The sequence below is a fragment of the Sulfitobacter sp. IGS-18 genome (assembly GCF_059628195.1).
This window is the reverse complement of sequence record NZ_CM184556.1, coordinates 1368089-1384788: the sequence shown is the minus strand read 5'-3', so window position 1 is coordinate 1384788 and position 16700 is coordinate 1368089. Positions and strand designations below refer to the sequence as shown.

The window sequence follows — 16700 nt, the reverse complement described above, 5'->3', positions numbered from 1 at the left end:
GGCAGTATCCTTCTGGTCGGGGTCTAGCGTTCGATTGGCATCAGGTCGTTGATCCAGGACGGAACGGTCTGGACCGGATCCGGCGGCGGCACGAGTGTGTCGGGATAGGTCACCGGGTCGGGCGGGGTCAGCAGAACGGGATCGGGTGGCGTGGCGCGCACCGAAAATGGATTGAGCGCGTCGGTTTCGATGGCGTTGCCGCCCTCGCCTTCCGCGCCGCCCGCCGCGACAACCGGCGCGACGTCGATCCCGGACCCGGTCGCGCCTGGCGGCGGATCGGTGGGTGGCGGTGCCAGGGTCGACCGGCCCGCCGGTGCGCCGATGTCGGCGACCGGTGTCTGTGCGTTCTCGTCCTGACCGTCCGGCCCGCCCGGCTGATCCGTCACGCCAGCGATCTCTCCCTCGCTCGGTCCGTCAGGCCCCGCCGCCCCCGGCTCACCCCCCTCGCCGCCCTGTGCGGCTGGATCGGCAGACGGGTCCGCCGCCGCAGAACTTTCGCTCTCACCCGCGCCTGCACCGGTATCCTCTGCGCCAGTGTCCGGGGTGTCTCCCGCTTCGCCCGGTCCGGCATCATCCTGAGGTTGCTGCCCGGCCCCCTGCCCGGCTCTCTCCTGCGGTGCGGCACCGGATTGCGCCGTATCGGGGTCACTGTCCATGCCATCGTGTTGCTGCTGGCCATTGGGACCTGCGTCGGCCCCCTGCTCAGCCTGACCACCGTCGGCTTGCGGCTGATGCCTCGCGCCACCATGTGGTCGCTGTCCATCGCCACCTGCGTCGGGCTGTTGCGCGCCCTGCTCATCATCGGCTTGCGACTGCTTTCCCGCGCTATCGGGAGTCTGCTGCCGATCCGGACCGGCATTGGACGGTTGCGCACCCTGCCCGCTGTCCGCCTGCCCTTCAGGCCCCGCGCTGTCCTTTGGTTGCTGCCCGTCCGCACCAGAATTGGGCTGTTGCGCTCCCTGCCCGGCGTCGTTCTGCGCGCTGCCACCATCCTGCGCATCCCCATCTGCCGAGTCATCGCCGCCTGACTGGACTGACCCGCCGCTCTGCTGCCCTTGATCGGCGGCGTCGTCATCACCCGCCCCATCCTGTGAGCCGGCGTCAGTGCCATCCGCTCCGGTGTCGCCGTCTGAATTATCCTGCCGGTCCTGCCCGTCCGTGTCGGACGGCGCATCCCTCTGCGTGTCCGGGCCTGCACCTTCTTCCTTGTCCGGCGCCGGTTGGTCCTGGTGTTCCATATCGTCGGCGGAAGGGTCCGGCTGCGGTGTCAACGTGTTGAACAGCGCCGCGGGGCCGGGCAGCACCGGCAACAGGCCCGGCGGCCAGACAACCGCCAGCAGCCAGGCCAGAACCGCAGCTCCAAGCGCATGGTAGCGATAGCCGACTGCCTGTTTGAACGCCGCGACGACCCATCCGAGGAACCGTCGATGCGGAAGCACGGAAACATCGGGCCAGTAATCGTCCGCGCGCGTACAAAGCGCGAGGAAATCACGGCCGGGGCGGCCTTCCTGAGGTTGTGAATATACATAAGCGCATGATTTATCTATGTATTCCTGATGGGACAGCGCCTTGTACGATCTGCGCGGCGTCGTCACCCACTCATCCGGGGCCGGGGCAAAGGCGGTCACACCCGCCGCCAGCGACCGGCCCAGCCGAAACGCAGGTGCCGCGACAAGCCCGGCCATGCATATGCCGAAAGCAAGCAGGCCAGCCGACAACGGCAAGCCAGCCAGCATCGCGCCAAGCCCGGTAACGGGCATCAGCATCAACAGACCCGCGGCGAGCCGCGCGGCGACGAACCGGCACCGTTCAGACCCCGCGAGCAGCGCGGTATCATCGTATTTGTCATGGTCATCGGCCCGCCGTCGCCACCGCAGTTTCGCCAAGAACAGTCCGCCCCTGACCAGGGCGACCCCAAGTGCCAACGCAAGCAGCACCTGCGCGACCACGATCCACCCCAGAAACACCTGCGGCTGCGCCGCTGCTTGCCAGCCCAGAGCGACGGCACATGCAACACCCCACAGCAACCGCGCCGGCCCCATCTGCCAAAGCGTCCGATCCCCCCTAGGGGTAATGATGGGTGTTCTGAGAAAATTGACCGGATAAATGATGGGCTGACCACGCTGCAAATATATCGTTCTTCAACGCTAGGTTATTCCGCTCTGCGGCACAACAATCAATCAGCGAAGACCCCCCAGCGAATGCGGCGATTCCGATCGGTGAAAACGGGGCAAGCAGGCATAGTGATCGGGGACGGGATACTGGCGGAGCCCCACCTAGCCCGGACTGCTGCAATATTTCTGCTGGCGCGCGGTAGCGCGGCAAGTTCACACAGCGTTTTCGAACAGCCCGCGAATGAATTCGATCTCACCTTTGACGCCTGGTTTCTTGTGATGGATCTGTCCGCGTTTGATGGTGCGGATTGTCTCGATGCCGCTGAGGGTCGTCTTGGCCGTTCGCAAGGATCGAAAGCTCTACCGGTATCCGAGTAGCCGCTTCATGGCCGCGTGATCGCTCTCGATCAGATTGTTTCGCCATTTTCGATCGATATGCCGGATGCTTTCAAAATGAGGATCATAATGGAGATTGGTCTCTCGAATGAGGAGCCGATGACTGCGCGCCTTGCCGATATGATCGCAGCTAGCCGGTGCAATTGCACACGCTGGATGGCCCTTTTGAGAAAGGCCCTTGCAGCCTTGGCATCGCGTCGCGCGGTTAGGCGGAGGTCGACCATCTGGCCGTTGGCATCGATGGCGCGCCAGCGATAGCTCCATTTGCCGCCGACGGGGATGTAGGTTTCGTCGACATACCAGTCTCCAATCGCACGCCTCAACTGCTTCTCGGTGCGCTTGGTCAACTCGGGGCCGTATTTCTGAACCCAGCGATAGATGGTCGACCGCTCGACGGTGGCATCGCGCTCTGCCAGGAGGTCGACAACATCCTGATAGGACAGTGGGTAAGGCAGGTACCAACGCAAAGCACACGAGATGATTTCACGCGGGAAGCGATGATGCTTGAACGGGAAATTACGCAGCATGTCCAACCTTAAAAGCGCAAAAGTGGCCAAACCAACTGATTAATGCAATAGTCCCGGATCGACGACAGGCTTGCACTGAAATTTGCTGGGAAACAGGAATGGGCAACATTTGGGTACGGCATCGTGGAGCAAGCAGATTTGGGTCAACAGATTATTCAATATCCCCAGCAGTACGGTGGCACGGTAGAAATTTGCTAAATTCCTTCATCAGCCAACCCGGAGCGGCCGCACGGGTGTACAGATAGGGGGATAAGACAAGATTAACGCTCCTTAAAAATATGATTTTTATACGAAATTTACATTTAGTTGGTGCGGGTGAAGGGACTCGAACCCCCACGCCAAAGGCGCCAGAACCTAAATCTGGTGCGTCTACCAATTCCGCCACACCCGCACGCGGCCCCGTTCGCGGCCTGAACCGCTGATTACCAAACCCGGCAGCGATAGGCGAGACCAAAAAAGCCGGGCCGCCGGTCTAAAAAAAGGCAAGACATTAACAAGTTGTTGTCATATGTTCGGGATAACCTGAGGCAGGTACAGATAAGAAAGAGACGCCCATGAAACCGAATACGGTCGGGCGCGTAGGCGAGGAAGATCGCCATGCGGGCCAATACACCCCCTACGCCGTCCTGGACACAGGACTGGTCCAAGGTGCCATGTTACTGACGCTTGACGGCGAAATTCCGGTGGAATTTCTCTCTGTCGGGGACAAGATCATCACCCGCGACACCGGCATTTCCAAGGTCAAGCACATCCAGCGCAGCACGCGCATCGTGCATCAGATCGGGCTGTCCGCAGGCTCCCTCGGCCATACCCGGCCCGAGCGGGACGCGATCCTCGCGGGGGACCAGATGGTGCTGATCCGCGACTGGCGCGCGAGGGCGCTGTTCAACTCCGAACGCGCGCTTGTGGCGGCACGGGCGCTGGTGGACAACGAATTCATCACCGACCTCGGCAGCCATGAGACCACCCTGTTCCAGGTCTTCTGCGACGGGCCGCATATCCTTTATGCGGACGGGCTGGAACTGGGCACGGCGGATGCCGCCAAGGCACGCGGCGCGGTGCTGCACGCCGCCTGAACCTACAGGCCCAGACCCCTCAGAACCTTCGGCAATTGCTCCGGCAGATCTTCGGCGATCAGGCCGGGGCCAAAGCTGCGCGCGCATTCGACGTGCAGCCAGGCGGCGGTTCCAGCCGCGCAAAAAGGCGTAAACTGCCCCCGCGCCAAAAGACCGGTGATCATCCCCGCCAGCACATCCCCCGACCCTGCCGTGGCAAGCCATGGGGCCGCGCGGTCATATTGGGCTGAATGCACGCTGCAGCTACCGTCGGGATGGGCGATCACGCTGTCGGGCCCCTTGAAAAGAACGGTACAGCCCGCCCGTTTTGCAGCGTCCCGCGTGGCGTCCACCTTGGAATAGGCCGGGCCTTTGGTCGCCGGGGCAGCCAGCCTTGCCGCGATATCGGGAAAAAGCCGCGCGAACTCGCCACCATGCGGGGTCAGGATACAGCCGTCATGCAGCGCATCGAAAAGGCTCTGATCCTGCGCCACCAGCGTCAAGGCATCCGCGTCGAATACGACGTAGGGTGTGTGCTTTGCACGCACCGCAGCCCCCACCAACGCGGCCTCGCGCCCCCCGGTGCCCAACCCCGGCCCGATACAGATCGCATTTATCCGAGCATCGCCTAGCACCTCGGCCAATGCCGCGGCATCCTTGACGCTGCGCAGCATGATCGCATTCAGCTGTGCGGCGTTTTCGATCAATGCGGCGGGCGGACAGGCCACGGTAACAAGGCCCGCCCCGATGCGCAGCGCGCCCCGCGCGGCAAGCCGCGCCGCACCGCCCTTGCCGACGCCCCCTGAAAAGATCAGCGCATGGCCATGGCCGTATTTGTGGCCCTTCACATCCTTGCGCAGCCAGTCCAGGTGCACCGCCTCGCACAGGTTGACGTGATGTTCGCGCGGAACCCCTTTGCGGGCAGGCTCCTCCGAAAGGCCGATGCCTTTGACCACCAGCTTGCCGCATTGGCGGGGACCCTCCGCCAGAAAATGCCCCAGCTTGGGCCGGTGGAAGGTCACGGTCAGATGGGCGGCCACGGAAAACCGATGATGCTCCTCCTCGTGTGGAAACTCACGCCCGCTGTCCGCGCAGATCCCGCTTGGCATATCCACCGCGACAATCGCCGGGCGTCCGATCTTGTGACCGGGCTCGACGGCGAAACAATCGACCATGTCCTCCATGTTCCAGAAGAGATTTCCGAGCGCATTCAATCCGCGCTTCAGGCCGATGCCGAAAAGCGCATCGATCAACAGATCGCAGCCCCAGCCCTCCGACCTCTCCCAATCGGCCAGAGCGCCGGTTGTGCCGATGCCGGCCCAACGGTCGTAATTCACCTTGGCATCCGGCGGCAGTTTGTCCGCATCACCGTAGAGGTAAACAGCAACATGCCAGCCTGCCTCCTTCAACAGCCGCGCGATGACAAACCCGTCACCGCCGTTGTTGCCCGGCCCGCAGAGCACGACGGCGCGATGCGGCCCCTCGGCCAGCGCCGGCCATTCCTCGAAAACCGCCTCGACAACACCGCGCCCGGCCCGTTCCATCAGCTCCAGCCCGGTCACCTGGCCCGAGTCAATCGCCCGCGCCTCGATGGCACGCATCTCCTTGCTGCTGAGCAATTCGGCCATGCTGATCCCCGCTCCGTTTCAATACTGCCTATCATTTAGGCGCTTTGCCTATTTTAACACCGCAGCGTGCGGATTAACCTGCATCCGCATGACAGAGGCTGGACCTTTTATGGATTCCCCTCTGTCAAAATGAAATGCCTTTGCAAGCCAACGCTTTCCGCGAAAAGGGACCGACATGAAAAAGATCGAAGCGATCATCAAGCCTTTCAAACTCGACGAGGTGAAAGAGGCCTTGCAGGACGTCGGCGTTCAGGGACTCTCTGTCATCGAGGTTAAGGGGTTCGGCCGCCAGAAGGGCCACACCGAACTCTACCGCGGTGCGGAATATGTCGTGGATTTCCTGCCCAAGGTGAAGGTCGAAGTCGTGCTGGACGACGACCAGGTGGACGCGGCCATCGCGGCCATCATCGAAGCGGCCAAAACCGAAAAGATCGGCGACGGCAAGATCTTCGTGACACCCGTTGAACAAACCATCCGCATCCGCACCGGCGAAACCGGTTCGGACGCTTTGTAAACTGCATTACCTGCCAAAAGGATCACAGCCCATGAGCACCAAAGACTTCCTCAAAAAGATCAAGGATGAAGACATCGAATATGTCGATGTCCGCTTTACCGACACGCGCGGCAAGCTGCAGCACGTGACCGTCGTCAGCGATCTGGTGGACGAGGACTTCATCGAAGAGGGTTTCATGTTCGACGGCTCCTCGATCGCGGGCTGGAAAAGCATCGAAGCTTCCGACATGAAACTGATGCTGGATGTCGAAAGCGCCTATATCGACCCCTTCTATGCCGAAAAAACCATCTGCGTGCATTGTTCGATCGTCGAACCCGACACCGGCGAAAGCTATGAGCGTGACCCGCGCGGCACCGCCGAAAAGGCCGAAGCCTATCTGATCTCCTCCGGCATCGGCGACCAGTCGTTCTTTGGCCCGGAAGCGGAATTCTTCCTCTTCGACAACGTGAAGTTCTCCAACTCGATCAACAAGGTATCCTACGAAGTTGATGCCTCCGACGCATCCTGGAACACGGATACGGATTACGAGATGGGCAACATGGGCCACCGCCCCGGCCTGAAGGGCGGCTATTTCCCGGTCAACCCGGTTGACGAGGCACAGGACCTGCGCGCCGAGATGCTGTCGACCATGAAACGGCTCGGCATGAAGGTGGACAAGCACCACCACGAGGTTGCCTCCTGCCAGCACGAACTGGGTCTGATCTTTGGCTCGCTGACCAAACAGGCTGACGAGCTGCAGAAATACAAATACGTGATCCACAACGTGGCCCACGCCTATGGCAAATCCGCGACCTTCATGCCCAAGCCGATCTATGGCGACAACGGCTCCGGCATGCATGTGAACATGTCGATCTGGAAAGACGGCAAGCCGCTGTTTGCAGGCGACAAATATGCCGACCTGAGCCAGGAAGCCCTGTGGTACATTGGCGGCATCCTCAAGCATGCGAAATCGCTGAACGCCTTCACCAACCCCTCGACTAACTCCTACAAGCGCCTGATCCCCGGCTTCGAAGCCCCCGTGCTGCGCGCCTATTCCGCGCGCAACCGCTCGGGCTGCGTACGTATTCCGTGGACAGAATCGCCCAAGGCAAAACGTGTCGAGGCGCGTTTCCCCGATCCGGCGTCCAACCCCTACCTGTGCTTCGCGGCCCTGCTGATGGCCGGCCTTGACGGGATCAAGAACAAGATCGACCCGGGCGAGGCGATGGACAAGAACCTCTATGACCTGCCCGCAGAAGAGCTGGCGGATATCCCGACAGTCTGCGGCAGCCTGCGCGAAGCGCTGGAAGAGCTGCAGGCCGATATGGACTACCTGCTGGCCGGTGACGTGTTCACCCGCGACCAGATCGAAGGCTATATCGAGCTGAAGATGGAAGAAGTGCACAAGTACGAGCACACCCCCCATCCGGTCGAATTCGGCATGTATTACAGCTGCTGATCACGACCCGAGATCGAGCAAACAAATGGGCATCCCTGCGGGGGTGCCCTTTTTCTTGCCGGAACCTTCCGAAATTGACCCCATGCCGGTCACAATTCGAACCGAATTTGAGACGATACCGGAAACTGCCAAAGGCCCTGAACCAGCGGAAAGATCCGATATGCCCAATGCAGCAAACGAAGCCGTCTTTGCCAGCCGAGTCGCCCGGATCGAGAAACATGCCCGCAAGCTGGACCGCCAGCGCAAAAAGCGCCGCACGCGTAGCCTGGGCAGCTATATGGTGACCCCGCTGATGCTGTGTTTCTTCATGGCTGGGGGCACGGTTTTTGCCTGGGACGCGATGGATCGCCCCACCAGTTCCCCGCTGGAGATGGCCAGCATCCTGACCTCGAAAATCCTGTCCTACTGAGCGGCCTGCCACCGACGTTTCAGAGTTTTCCTTTTCACGAAGTTCCTGCCGGTCTAAGCTGCAGGTCGCGGCACGCCTGTCCGTCGTTTTACAATTGGCTGAGGATTATCATGCGCCCTTTCAAATCTGTTGTTGTTTCATTGAGTGTTATTACCGCCCTCGCCGCGCCCGGTTTTGCCGCGACCTGCGGCAACAATGCGGGCGGGTTCAACGCATGGAAAGCGGCCTTTGCCGGCGAGGCCAAGGCAGCCGGTGTGGGGCAACGCGGGCTCGATGCGCTGGCGCAGGCCAGCTATGCCACCGGCACCATCGCGGCGGACCGCAACCAGAAGTCGTTCAAATATTCCCTGTCCAAGTTCATGCAGGTGCGCGGGGCCGATACCATCGTGGCGCAGGGCCGCAAGCGCAAGGCGCAGAACCCGGGATTTTACCAGTCGCTGGAACGCGCTTACGGCGTGCCTGCGGGCGTGCTGCTTGCCATTCACGGGATGGAAACCGGCTTTGGCGGGTTCATGGGCAATTCATCGGTGGTCTCCGCGATCACGACGCTGGCCTATGACTGCCGCCGCTCCAGCTTTTTCGTGCCGCATGCCATTGGCGCGCTGAAACTGGTGGACCGTGGCGCGATCACCGTGAACACCAAGGGCGCCAAGCACGGCGAATTGGGCCATACCCAGTTCCTGCCGGGCAATGCCCTGCAATACGGTGTCGATGGCAATGGCGACGGGCGGGTGGATTTCTACAACCAGGCTGATGCCATGGCCTCCACCGCGAACTTCCTGCGCCGCAAGGGCTGGCAGCCCGGACAGGGCTATCAGGAAGGCCAGCCGAACTTCCGCGTGATCAAGCAATGGAACGCCGCCACCGTCTATCAACAGGCGATCGCGATCATGGGCGCCCGCATCGACGGCTGATCGGCCCTTCGGGCCCTGGGCGTCACCCATGCCCGTGCCGCGTGCTTTTCTAATATCTGCCGGGAATACTCAAAAGCCACAGTGCCGCCGGATGCGCCGCGCCGGCCCTTGCGCAAATCCACCCTGCGCCCTATCTGGGCATCAGGGTCAGGCCCCTGCCGTCCGCAGTCCGGTGAAGTCCTGAACGATGATCTACCTTCAATCTCGCAAGATTGATGGGCAACGCGGACCCCCACGTCACTTCATGCGAGACGGAGTGTAAAGATGACTACCCCTTCCCGTGACGTCCTCAAGGCGCAGGCCAAACGCCTGCGCGCCGATCTGGCTGCCCGTGGCCAGACCCTCAGCCATGCCGAAGCGCTGGAGACCGTGGCCCATCAATGGGGCGCGCGCGACTGGAACACCATCGCCGCCCGTGCCGCCAACAGCCACCCCGGCTGGGCCCCCGGCCAGCGCGTGACCGGCCGCTACCTCGGCCATCCCTTTGTCGGAGAGGTCAAGGCCGCGCGGCAGTCCTCCTCGGGCTACTGGGCGCTGACCCTGCGGTTCGACCGGCCCATCGACGTGGTCACCTCGGAACTGTTCAGCGCGTTCCGGCGGCAGGTCAACACCACCGTGAACGCCCATGGCCAGTCACCGCAGAAAACCTCTGACGGTCAGCCGCATATGGTGCTAGAGCGCCCGACCTTAAGCCAGAGCGCTTCGGTACATACCTGAATCACTTGTACGCTGCCCCTCCCTTTGGCCCCAGGCGAAAAGTGATGTGGGATGTTTCAGGCCTATCCCGAAACGATGTAGGCACAAGCGCCGCCGCCAGCTTTGCGTTTTCTTCAAAGAAAACGGCCCGGAGTTTTCAAAAACTCCGGCGCGCGGCGCGCCACAATCAGGGAAACGACAGCCGAAAGTGCCGGAACCAGGCACAAGCGCCGCCGCCAGCCTTGCGTTTTCTTCAAAGAAAACGGACCGGAGTTTTCAAAAACTCCGGCGCACGGCGCGCCACAATCAGGGCAACGACAGCCGAACGTGCCGGAACCAGGCACATGCGCCGCCGCCAGCCTTGCGTTTTCTTCAAAGAAAACGGACCGGAGTTTTCAAAAACTCCGGCGCGCGGCGCGCCATAGTCAGGAAAACGACAGCCGAACGTGCCGGACCTATGGCGCTTCGGGATATACCTGAAGCGCTATAGACCCGATGTGACACAGCGGCGCGCGGCGGCTCAGCCCGCTGCGCGCCGCACCACATGGGTGTGGATGCTGAAAACCACGGCCCGCGTGCGCGGCATCCGCACCACGCATTGCCGCTCTGCCCGTTCGTACCGGCGCACCAGGCCCTGATCCTTCCGGGCGGGTTGATGCAGATCGGCATCGCCATAGGCCAGCCGGTTGAACCGCCACAGCGGGCGGCCCACCTGCACCCCGTCAAACAACCGCTGCACCCGGCGGGCGATCCCGGCGTCATAGGCATCGACCGGCAGATGGATATCGGTCAGCGGGCGGCCCGCCTTTTCCGCCAGCCGCCAGTTCGCCGGAAAACACAGGACCGCAGCCACCAGCACATGCTGGTCGCCCTGCTTGTCCATCACGCAGATGTCCTGTTGCACCAGTTGCCCCAGCGTGCGCAGCGGCGCGGTGCGGTCCAGCGCCACCTCGCGGCCATCGGGGCATCGCACCTGATCCCCCTGCACCGCAAAGCCTTTCCCCGGCAGCAGCGCCAGAGCTTCCTCCAGCACTTCGAGCGCGGCGTCACGGGATGCGGCAGGTTCCCACAGCACCGCCTGCGGCTTTTCCGCCAGCAGGGCCAGCCGGTAGCGCATCTGCGCGCCATAGGTCTCATCCACCCGCAGCCAGTCGTCGGCCGCACAGGGGGCCACGCCCGGCAGCGCGGGGGGCACCGCCATCTCGGGCGGCAAATCTTCGTGCAGGATCTCTTTCATCGCCGGGCAACCTAACGCCATCCCCTGCCCGCGTCCTGCGAAAACGACATCTCCGGGGGTCGGTTTTTACCAAACATCCCCCGTCCACCTCCGGCATCGTGGTCCAATACAAGGAGGCCCGCCATGAACAAGCACTTCCGCGACACCCGCAAGATCGACCCCGCCCATGGCCCGGCGCTGCCCGATGGCAGCCCCAATGATGCCAACCGGGTGGAGATCGGGCCAACGCGCCTGGCCTTCGACGAATGGGCGGCAGCGGGTCTGCAGCTGCCGGACCTGCCCGCCATGCGCCAGTTCCGCTGGGAACGGCTGACCGCGCAGATCGCGGCACGCGGGCTGGCCGGGCTGCTGATGTTCGACCCGCTGAACATCCGCTATGCCACTGACAGCACCAACATGCAGCTCTGGAACACCCATAACCCGTTCCGCGCCGTGCTGCTCTGCGCCGATGGCTACATGGTGATCTGGGACTACAAGAACGGCATCTTCCTCAGCGAATTCAACCCGCTGGTGCGCGAACGGCGCTCCGGCGCGGACCTGTTCTATTTCGACCGGGGCGACAAGATTGATGTGGCCGCCGATACCTTTGCCAACGAGGTCCGCCTTCTCTGCGCCGAACACGCAGGCCCCGGCAACATGCGGATCGCGGTGGACAAGATCATGCTGCACGGTCTGCGCGCGCTGGAGGCACAGGGGTTCACCGTTGTGGACGGCGAGGAGATCACCGAGAAATCCCGTGCCATCAAGGGCCCCGAGGAAATCCGCGCCATGCGCTGCGCCAGCCACGCCTGCGAAACCGCGGTCCGCGCGATGGAGGACTTCGCCCGCGCGCAGGTGCCCGTGGCGTCAGTGACGGAGAATGACATCTGGGCGGTCCTGCACGCCGAAAACATCCGACGCGGCGGCGAATGGATCGAAACCCGCCTGCTCACCTCCGGCCCGCGCACCAATCCCTGGTTCCAGGAATGCGGCCCGCGTGTGGTGCAGAACAATGAAATCATCGCCTTCGACACCGATCTGGTGGGCAGCTACGGCATCTGCGTGGACATCAGCCGCACATGGTGGGTGGGCGACCGGAAACCGCGCCCCGACATGATCTATGCCATGCAGCATGGCGTCGAACACATCATGCAGAACATGGAAATGCTGAAACCCGGTGTGATGATCCCGGAGCTGACCGCAGGCACCCATGTGCTGGATGCGCAATTCCAGAAACAGAAATACGGCTGCTTGATGCACGGCGTCGGCCTCTGCGATGAATGGCCGCTGGTGGCCTATCCCGACAAGGCGGTGGCCGGGGCCTATGATTACCCGCTGGAAGCCGGGATGACACTTTGCGTGGAGGCGCTGGTCTCACCCGAGGGGGGCGATTTTTCCATCAAGCTGGAGGATCAGGTGCTGATCACCGAAGACGGTTTCGAGCGGTTGACCGAATATGAATGGGATGCGGCGCTGATGGGGGGCTGAGCCCTGTTGCCCCTCACTTTCCCGAACAATATTCCAGCAGCAGGGTCCCGAGCAGCCGGGCCAGGGTTTTCTCGGCCCGCGCCTGCCCGACGATGCGCGCGACCAGCGCGCGGTAGCTCTCCATTGCCATCTGCATCGCTTCGTCCTGTGCGATCTCTGCCCGCGTCTTGCCCCGCAGATAGTCGAAGACCAGCGCCATTTCCGCGCCGAAGTTCACCCGCATAACCTCCAGCAGGTGGTCCAGGTTCTCCTGTTCCGACGCCCCGGGATCGACCAGGCCGGAATCGAGGCCCGCCATGATCTGTCTGGTGCAGGCCAGAAACAGCGCCTCCTTGTTCGGGAAATAGTGGTAGAGCGCACTTTTCGACACGCCCAGATGGTCGGCAATCTGGCGCATCCCGGTCCCGGCATAGCCATGGGCCGAGAAATAGGCCGCGGCCCGTTCGGCCAGCGCCCGGCTGTAGGCCTCGTGGTCAACTCTTTTCGGCATCTTTTTCGTCCATCTGGTCAATTAAAAATTGACACATCCCATCGGCAAGGTCTATCCCCGCTTTATAGACCAAGTGGACGATAAAGGCGAAGTGGATGCCCGACCTCTGGCGCGCCCCGGACACCGCCGAACCGAAAACCGCCACATCATCCGCAGGACATGAAAGGAACAATTGATGGCAGCCCCGCAAGGCGGCGTCGACCGCCGGCATGACCCTTCCCTGCGCATAAAGCTGATCTTTGCCACACTGCATGGCGCCATCGTTGTGATCGCCCTCTGGCTCGCCTTCGGCCCGTTCGACTGGGCCGACCCCACCCGCGCCGGGATTCTGGCGGGATGCGCCCTGCTCTACTGGCTGCGGCATCTGGTGACCCTGTTCGTGCTGATGCAACGCCGGGTCGCGATTGCGGAGGCTTTGGGGCTAAGCGCCTTCATGGCCGTCTTCGAACTGGGCTTCTTGCTGCTGGGTGCGGGCTTCCTCTCGGGCACCGCCGCGCCTCTCACCGGCTGGGACGGGGCGGGTGCCGCCCTGCTGCTGATCGGCTCGTACCTGAACACCGGATCCGAACTGCAGCGCCGCGCCTGGAAGCAGCAGCCCGGCGCGAAGGGGCATTGCTACACCGGCGGTCTCTTCGCATATTCCATGCATATCAACTACTTCGGTGATACAATATTGTTCACCGGATGGGCGATGCTGACAGCCTCGCTCTGGGCCTTTTCGATTCCGCTGCTGATGGCGGCAATGTTCGTCTTTTACCACATCCCGCCGCTCGACGCCTATCTCGCCGAACGCTATGGCGCGGAATTCAGGGCCTATGCAAAACGCACCGCGCGGTTCGTGCCCTTTATCTACTGAGCGGCGGTCGGCGGGGGATCATTGCCGAAACCGCTCACCAGAGCGGAGTGCAAAATGGACGCGCGTGGCTGGCGCAGCAGTGGTACGGTGTGCGCCCCAACCTGTGCCCTCAAAGTGAAGACCCATTGCCAAAGCATAGCTTTGGCAGCGCCCGAACCGCCCCCGTCGCGCCGGAGGCGCGCCAGTTCAATTGCCGGAGGCGCGCCAGTTCAATTGCAGGAGGCACGCCTGCGGCGTGTCGCGGGCGCTACTCGCCCACCCCTCGGTTCGGGCGCGACCTGTTTCGAATGTCGGACATGGCAACAAAGTCCGCACAGCAGCCCCTCGTGCATCCCGTCAAAGGCCAGGATCGCCTCGCCCAACCTCCCGACAAGAATCAGAACATCCGGGCTTCGAGCCGCCTTATCGTGGCATGCGACACCCGCTACTGCCCCAGCGCCTGCGCCAGATCATCGCGCAGATCGCCTGCGTCCTCGATCCCGACGGAGAGGCGCAGCAGCCCTTCGGGAATGCCGGTATGCGGCTCGATGGTATGGCGATGCTCCACCAGGCTTTCCACCCCGCCAAGCGACGTGGCGCGGTGAAACAATTGCAACCGCCCGGCCACGCGCAAGGCCGCCTCGGCCCCGCCCTTGACGACAAAGGACAGCAAACCGCCAAAACCGCCCTGCATCTGGCGGGCGGCCAGCGCATGGCCCTTGTGGTCCGGCAGGCCGGGGTACATGACCTCTTCCACCTGCGGATGGTCCGACAGGAATTCCGCCAGCGCCATGGCATTGCGCGACATTTCCCGCATCCTCAGCGGCAGGGTGCGCATGCCGCGCGTCAGCAGCCAGGCCTCCATCGGGGCCATGACCGCCCCGGCGGTGTCGCGGTCCTCGCGGATCATCTGCCAGATCGCGCTGTCCGCATCCGCCACGCAAAGCGCACCGGAAAGCACGTCGGAATGGCCGTTGATCCCCTTGGTCGCCGAATGCATCACGATATCCGCCCCGAAGGACAGCGGCTGGCTCAGCACCGGACTGGCCGCGGTGCTGTCCACCACCAGCCTGGCACCCACCGCATGGGCCGCATCCGCCACGGCGGCGATATCCACGATCCGCAGCCAGGGGTTCGACGGCGTCTCCACCCAGGCAATCGCCGGGCGATGCGCGGCACAGGCCGCGGCAAAGGCATCGCTGTCTGCGGCTTCGACCTCATGCAGCGTGATCCCGCGCCGCGCGCAAAACCCCCTGATCCAGGCGGTTGTGCCCCAGTAGATCTGGCTTTGCACCAGCACGCTGGCCCCGTTCGGCACCGTCCGGAACACTGCCGCCACCGCCGCCATGCCGGAGGGGAAGAGCAGCGTATCCGCCGCCCCTTCCAGCCGCGTCAGCAGCCGCTCGGCCACCCGCACGTTTTCATTGTGCGACCGCAGGTAGGTATTGCCGGGCACAAGCTGCGCATAGGATTCGTCACGCGCAAAGGTGGTTGCCATATGCACCGCCGGCACCACGCCGCCGGTCTGTTCATCCGTGGCCCCCGCCGCCTGCGCCGCAAGGGTGGCAGGGTGCAATGCTCTGTCTGCTGTATCGGCCATAAGGTGCTCTCCCGGATCAGGTATTTCCCCTTGCTACACCCGGTTCCCGCCCCCTTCCAGCCCCGTTCACGGCGATGCGCGGGGCGTCACACTGGTGTGACCCGGGCTTGCGCGATGCCGCGGAGCGGATCACTCTGGCACCAGACCAGTATCGGAGTATCCCATGGCCCCCCAGCGCATCACCTTTCCCGGCCATGACGGCAACGAGCTGGCGGCAAGGCTGGACATGCCGGACGGGCCGCATCTGGCCACGGCGCTCTTTGCCCATTGTTTCACCTGCGGCAAGGATATCCCCGCCGCCCGCCGCATCGCGGCCCGGCTGGCAGGCATGGGGATTGCCGTCTTGCGGTTCGATTTCACCGGGTTGGGCCACTCCCGGGGGGAATTTGCCAATACTTCCTTCACTTCCAACGTCGGTGACCTGATCGCGGCCTCCCGCTATCTGGAGGAGCGCGGCATGGCCCCCGCCCTGCTGATCGGCCATTCGCTGGGCGGTGCCGCCGTGCTCAAGGCCGCGCCGCTGCTGCCGCAGGTCAGGGCGGTGGCAACCATCGGCGCCCCGTTCGACCCCGGCCATGTGACCCATAACTTTGCCGATGCCCTGCCGCGCATCATGGCCGAGGGCGCGGCAGAGGTATCGCTGGGCGGCAGGCCCTTCCGCATCGGCAAAGCCTTTGTGGAGGATGTGGCGGATGCCGCGCTGGCCCCGGCGATTGCCAGGCTGAAGGCCGCATTGCTGATCCTGCATGCCCCGACCGACGAGATCGTGGGGATCGACAACGCCAGCCAGATCTTCCTGGCTGCCAAACACCCCAAGAGTTTCGTCAGCCTCGATGGCGCCGCACATCTGATCCCCCGCGCGCGGGACGCGGAATATGCCGCAGGGGTCATCGCCACCTGGGCGGGCCGCTACCTGCCGCTGACGCCCCCGGCCCCGCCCCCCGGTGCGCCGGAAGGCGTGCTGCGCGTCTCCGAAGCGGATGCGGAAGGCTTTCTGCAGGACATCAACAGCGGCCCGCACCACCATGTGCTGGCGGATGAACCACACGCCTATGGCGGCACCAACAAGGGCATGTCGCCCTATGGTTTCCTTTCTGCCGGGCTGGGGGCCTGCACCTCGATGACGATCCGCATGTACGCCCGGCGCAAGGGCTGGCCGCTGGATCATGTCAGCGTGGATGTCTGCCATGACAAGGTCCATGCACAGGACGCCGAAACCGGCTCCGGTGACAAGATCGACACCTGGCGGCGCCGGATCCGGCTGACCGGCGATCTGACAGAGGACCAGCGCCAGCGCCTGCTGGAAATCGCGGACAAATGCCCGGTGCACCGCACGCTTGAGCGGTCCTCGGAGGTGGTCACGGAACTGGTGGCCTAGCG

General features: G+C 63.3%; 15 protein-coding genes, 1 tRNA gene and 1 pseudogene. 9 read left to right on the top strand and 8 right to left on the bottom strand.

The window, feature by feature from the left end; translation table 11 throughout:
• Window positions 1-23: 23 nt before the first annotated feature.
• The 3 genes and pseudogenes from ACWNZ3_RS06660 to ACWNZ3_RS06650 all read right to left on the bottom strand — a co-directional run bounded on the left by ACWNZ3_RS06660 (window position 24) and on the right by ACWNZ3_RS06650 (window position 3428).
• On the bottom strand, window positions 24-2027 hold the full coding sequence (locus ACWNZ3_RS06660; protein WP_496901615.1) for an ICP22 family protein: 2004 nt from the start codon (window positions 2025-2027) through the stop codon (window positions 24-26).
• Between the two features lie 300 nt (window positions 2028-2327).
• Window positions 2328-3037: pseudogene (locus ACWNZ3_RS06655) on the bottom strand (IS6 family transposase).
• A 307-nt stretch (window positions 3038-3344) separates the two neighbouring features.
• Window positions 3345-3428, bottom strand: a tRNA-Leu gene (locus ACWNZ3_RS06650).
• Between the two features lie 163 nt (window positions 3429-3591).
• Between ACWNZ3_RS06650 and ACWNZ3_RS06645 the strand changes: the two genes are divergently transcribed.
• On the top strand, window positions 3592-4113 hold the full coding sequence (locus ACWNZ3_RS06645; protein ID WP_496901614.1) for a Hint domain-containing protein: 522 nt from the start codon (window positions 3592-3594) through the stop codon (window positions 4111-4113).
• 2 nt (window positions 4114-4115) lie between these two features.
• Here ACWNZ3_RS06645 and ACWNZ3_RS06640 read toward each other — a convergent pair whose 3' ends face one another.
• Window positions 4116-5720, bottom strand: coding sequence for an NAD(P)H-hydrate dehydratase (locus ACWNZ3_RS06640; RefSeq protein WP_496901613.1), 1605 nt, complete (start codon window positions 5718-5720; stop codon window positions 4116-4118).
• 175 nt (window positions 5721-5895) lie between these two features.
• On the opposite strand from ACWNZ3_RS06640, the gene ACWNZ3_RS06635 reads away from it, so the two are divergent.
• From ACWNZ3_RS06635 to ACWNZ3_RS06615, 5 genes are all read left to right on the top strand, one after another.
• A complete protein-coding gene (locus tag ACWNZ3_RS06635) occupies window positions 5896-6234 on the top strand; it encodes a P-II family nitrogen regulator (protein ID WP_114273140.1) in 339 nt (112 codons plus the stop codon).
• Between the two features lie 31 nt (window positions 6235-6265).
• A complete protein-coding gene (glnA, locus tag ACWNZ3_RS06630) occupies window positions 6266-7672 on the top strand; it encodes a type I glutamate--ammonia ligase (protein WP_269365535.1) in 1407 nt (468 codons plus the stop codon).
• Between the two features lie 160 nt (window positions 7673-7832).
• Window positions 7833-8081, top strand: coding sequence for a hypothetical protein (locus tag ACWNZ3_RS06625; protein ID WP_274576231.1), 249 nt, complete (start codon window positions 7833-7835; stop codon window positions 8079-8081).
• A 110-nt stretch (window positions 8082-8191) separates the two neighbouring features.
• Entirely contained in the window at window positions 8192-8995 is an 804-nt protein-coding gene (locus ACWNZ3_RS06620) for a lytic murein transglycosylase (RefSeq protein WP_496901612.1), read from the top strand.
• Window positions 8996-9259: 264 nt separating this feature from the next.
• A complete protein-coding gene (locus ACWNZ3_RS06615; RefSeq protein ID WP_496901611.1) occupies window positions 9260-9712 on the top strand; it encodes a glyoxalase superfamily protein in 453 nt (150 codons plus the stop codon).
• A gap of 499 nt (window positions 9713-10211) precedes the next feature.
• On the opposite strand, the gene ACWNZ3_RS06610 is transcribed toward ACWNZ3_RS06615, so the two are convergent.
• The gene (locus tag ACWNZ3_RS06610; RefSeq protein WP_269365543.1) at window positions 10212-10928 is read right to left on the bottom strand and encodes a heme-dependent oxidative N-demethylase family protein; all 717 of its coding nucleotides are present in this window, start codon (window positions 10926-10928) and stop codon (window positions 10212-10214) included.
• A gap of 123 nt (window positions 10929-11051) precedes the next feature.
• Here ACWNZ3_RS06610 and dddP point away from each other — a divergent pair, with 123 nt between their 5' ends.
• Window positions 11052-12395 carry a dimethylsulfonioproprionate lyase DddP gene (dddP, locus tag ACWNZ3_RS06605; RefSeq protein WP_496901610.1) on the top strand — a complete coding sequence of 448 codons (1344 nt, stop codon included), beginning with the start codon at window positions 11052-11054 and terminating at the stop codon, window positions 12393-12395.
• Window positions 12396-12408: 13 nt separating this feature from the next.
• Here dddP and ACWNZ3_RS06600 read toward each other — a convergent pair whose 3' ends face one another.
• Entirely contained in the window at window positions 12409-12885 is a 477-nt protein-coding gene (locus ACWNZ3_RS06600) for a TetR/AcrR family transcriptional regulator (RefSeq protein WP_496901609.1), read from the bottom strand.
• Window positions 12869-13096 (bottom strand): hypothetical protein, encoded by a 228-nt coding sequence (locus tag ACWNZ3_RS06595; RefSeq protein WP_496901607.1) that lies wholly within the window; start codon window positions 13094-13096, stop codon window positions 12869-12871. The genes ACWNZ3_RS06600 and ACWNZ3_RS06595 overlap by 17 nt, the downstream gene beginning before the upstream one ends.
• Between ACWNZ3_RS06595 and ACWNZ3_RS06590 the strand changes: the two genes are divergently transcribed.
• Window positions 13061-13741, top strand: a complete 681-nt coding sequence (locus ACWNZ3_RS06590) for a DUF1295 domain-containing protein (RefSeq protein ID WP_496901606.1) — start codon at window positions 13061-13063, stop codon at window positions 13739-13741. The genes ACWNZ3_RS06595 and ACWNZ3_RS06590 overlap by 36 nt on opposite strands.
• Window positions 13742-14165: 424 nt before the next feature.
• On the opposite strand, the gene ACWNZ3_RS06585 is transcribed toward ACWNZ3_RS06590, so the two are convergent.
• Entirely contained in the window at window positions 14166-15320 is a 1155-nt protein-coding gene (locus ACWNZ3_RS06585) for a trans-sulfuration enzyme family protein (RefSeq protein WP_496901605.1), read from the bottom strand.
• Between the two features lie 163 nt (window positions 15321-15483).
• Here ACWNZ3_RS06585 and ACWNZ3_RS06580 point away from each other — a divergent pair, with 163 nt between their 5' ends.
• The gene (locus ACWNZ3_RS06580) at window positions 15484-16698 is read left to right on the top strand and encodes a bifunctional alpha/beta hydrolase/OsmC family protein (protein ID WP_496901604.1); all 1215 of its coding nucleotides are present in this window, start codon (window positions 15484-15486) and stop codon (window positions 16696-16698) included.
• Window positions 16699-16700: the final 2 nt, after the last annotated feature.

Coding starts and splice junctions, on each gene's coding strand:
- ACWNZ3_RS06645 (WP_496901614.1), top strand. CDS start 3,592: ATGAAACCGAATACGGTCGGGCGCGTAGGCGAGGAAGATCGCCATGCG.
- ACWNZ3_RS06640 (WP_496901613.1), bottom strand. CDS start 5,720: ATGGCCGAATTGCTCAGCAGCAAGGAGATGCGTGCCATCGAGGCGCGG.
- ACWNZ3_RS06635 (WP_114273140.1), top strand. CDS start 5,896: ATGAAAAAGATCGAAGCGATCATCAAGCCTTTCAAACTCGACGAGGTG.
- glnA (WP_269365535.1), top strand. CDS start 6,266: ATGAGCACCAAAGACTTCCTCAAAAAGATCAAGGATGAAGACATCGAA.
- ACWNZ3_RS06625 (WP_274576231.1), top strand. CDS start 7,833: ATGCCCAATGCAGCAAACGAAGCCGTCTTTGCCAGCCGAGTCGCCCGG.
- ACWNZ3_RS06620 (WP_496901612.1), top strand. CDS start 8,192: ATGCGCCCTTTCAAATCTGTTGTTGTTTCATTGAGTGTTATTACCGCC.
- ACWNZ3_RS06615 (WP_496901611.1), top strand. CDS start 9,260: ATGACTACCCCTTCCCGTGACGTCCTCAAGGCGCAGGCCAAACGCCTG.
- ACWNZ3_RS06610 (WP_269365543.1), bottom strand. CDS start 10,928: ATGAAAGAGATCCTGCACGAAGATTTGCCGCCCGAGATGGCGGTGCCC.
- dddP (WP_496901610.1), top strand. CDS start 11,052: ATGAACAAGCACTTCCGCGACACCCGCAAGATCGACCCCGCCCATGGC.
- ACWNZ3_RS06600 (WP_496901609.1), bottom strand. CDS start 12,885: ATGCCGAAAAGAGTTGACCACGAGGCCTACAGCCGGGCGCTGGCCGAA.
- ACWNZ3_RS06590 (WP_496901606.1), top strand. CDS start 13,061: ATGGCAGCCCCGCAAGGCGGCGTCGACCGCCGGCATGACCCTTCCCTG.
- ACWNZ3_RS06595 (WP_496901607.1), bottom strand. CDS start 13,096: ATGCCGGCGGTCGACGCCGCCTTGCGGGGCTGCCATCAATTGTTCCTT.
- ACWNZ3_RS06585 (WP_496901605.1), bottom strand. CDS start 15,320: ATGGCCGATACAGCAGACAGAGCATTGCACCCTGCCACCCTTGCGGCG.
- ACWNZ3_RS06580 (WP_496901604.1), top strand. CDS start 15,484: ATGGCCCCCCAGCGCATCACCTTTCCCGGCCATGACGGCAACGAGCTG.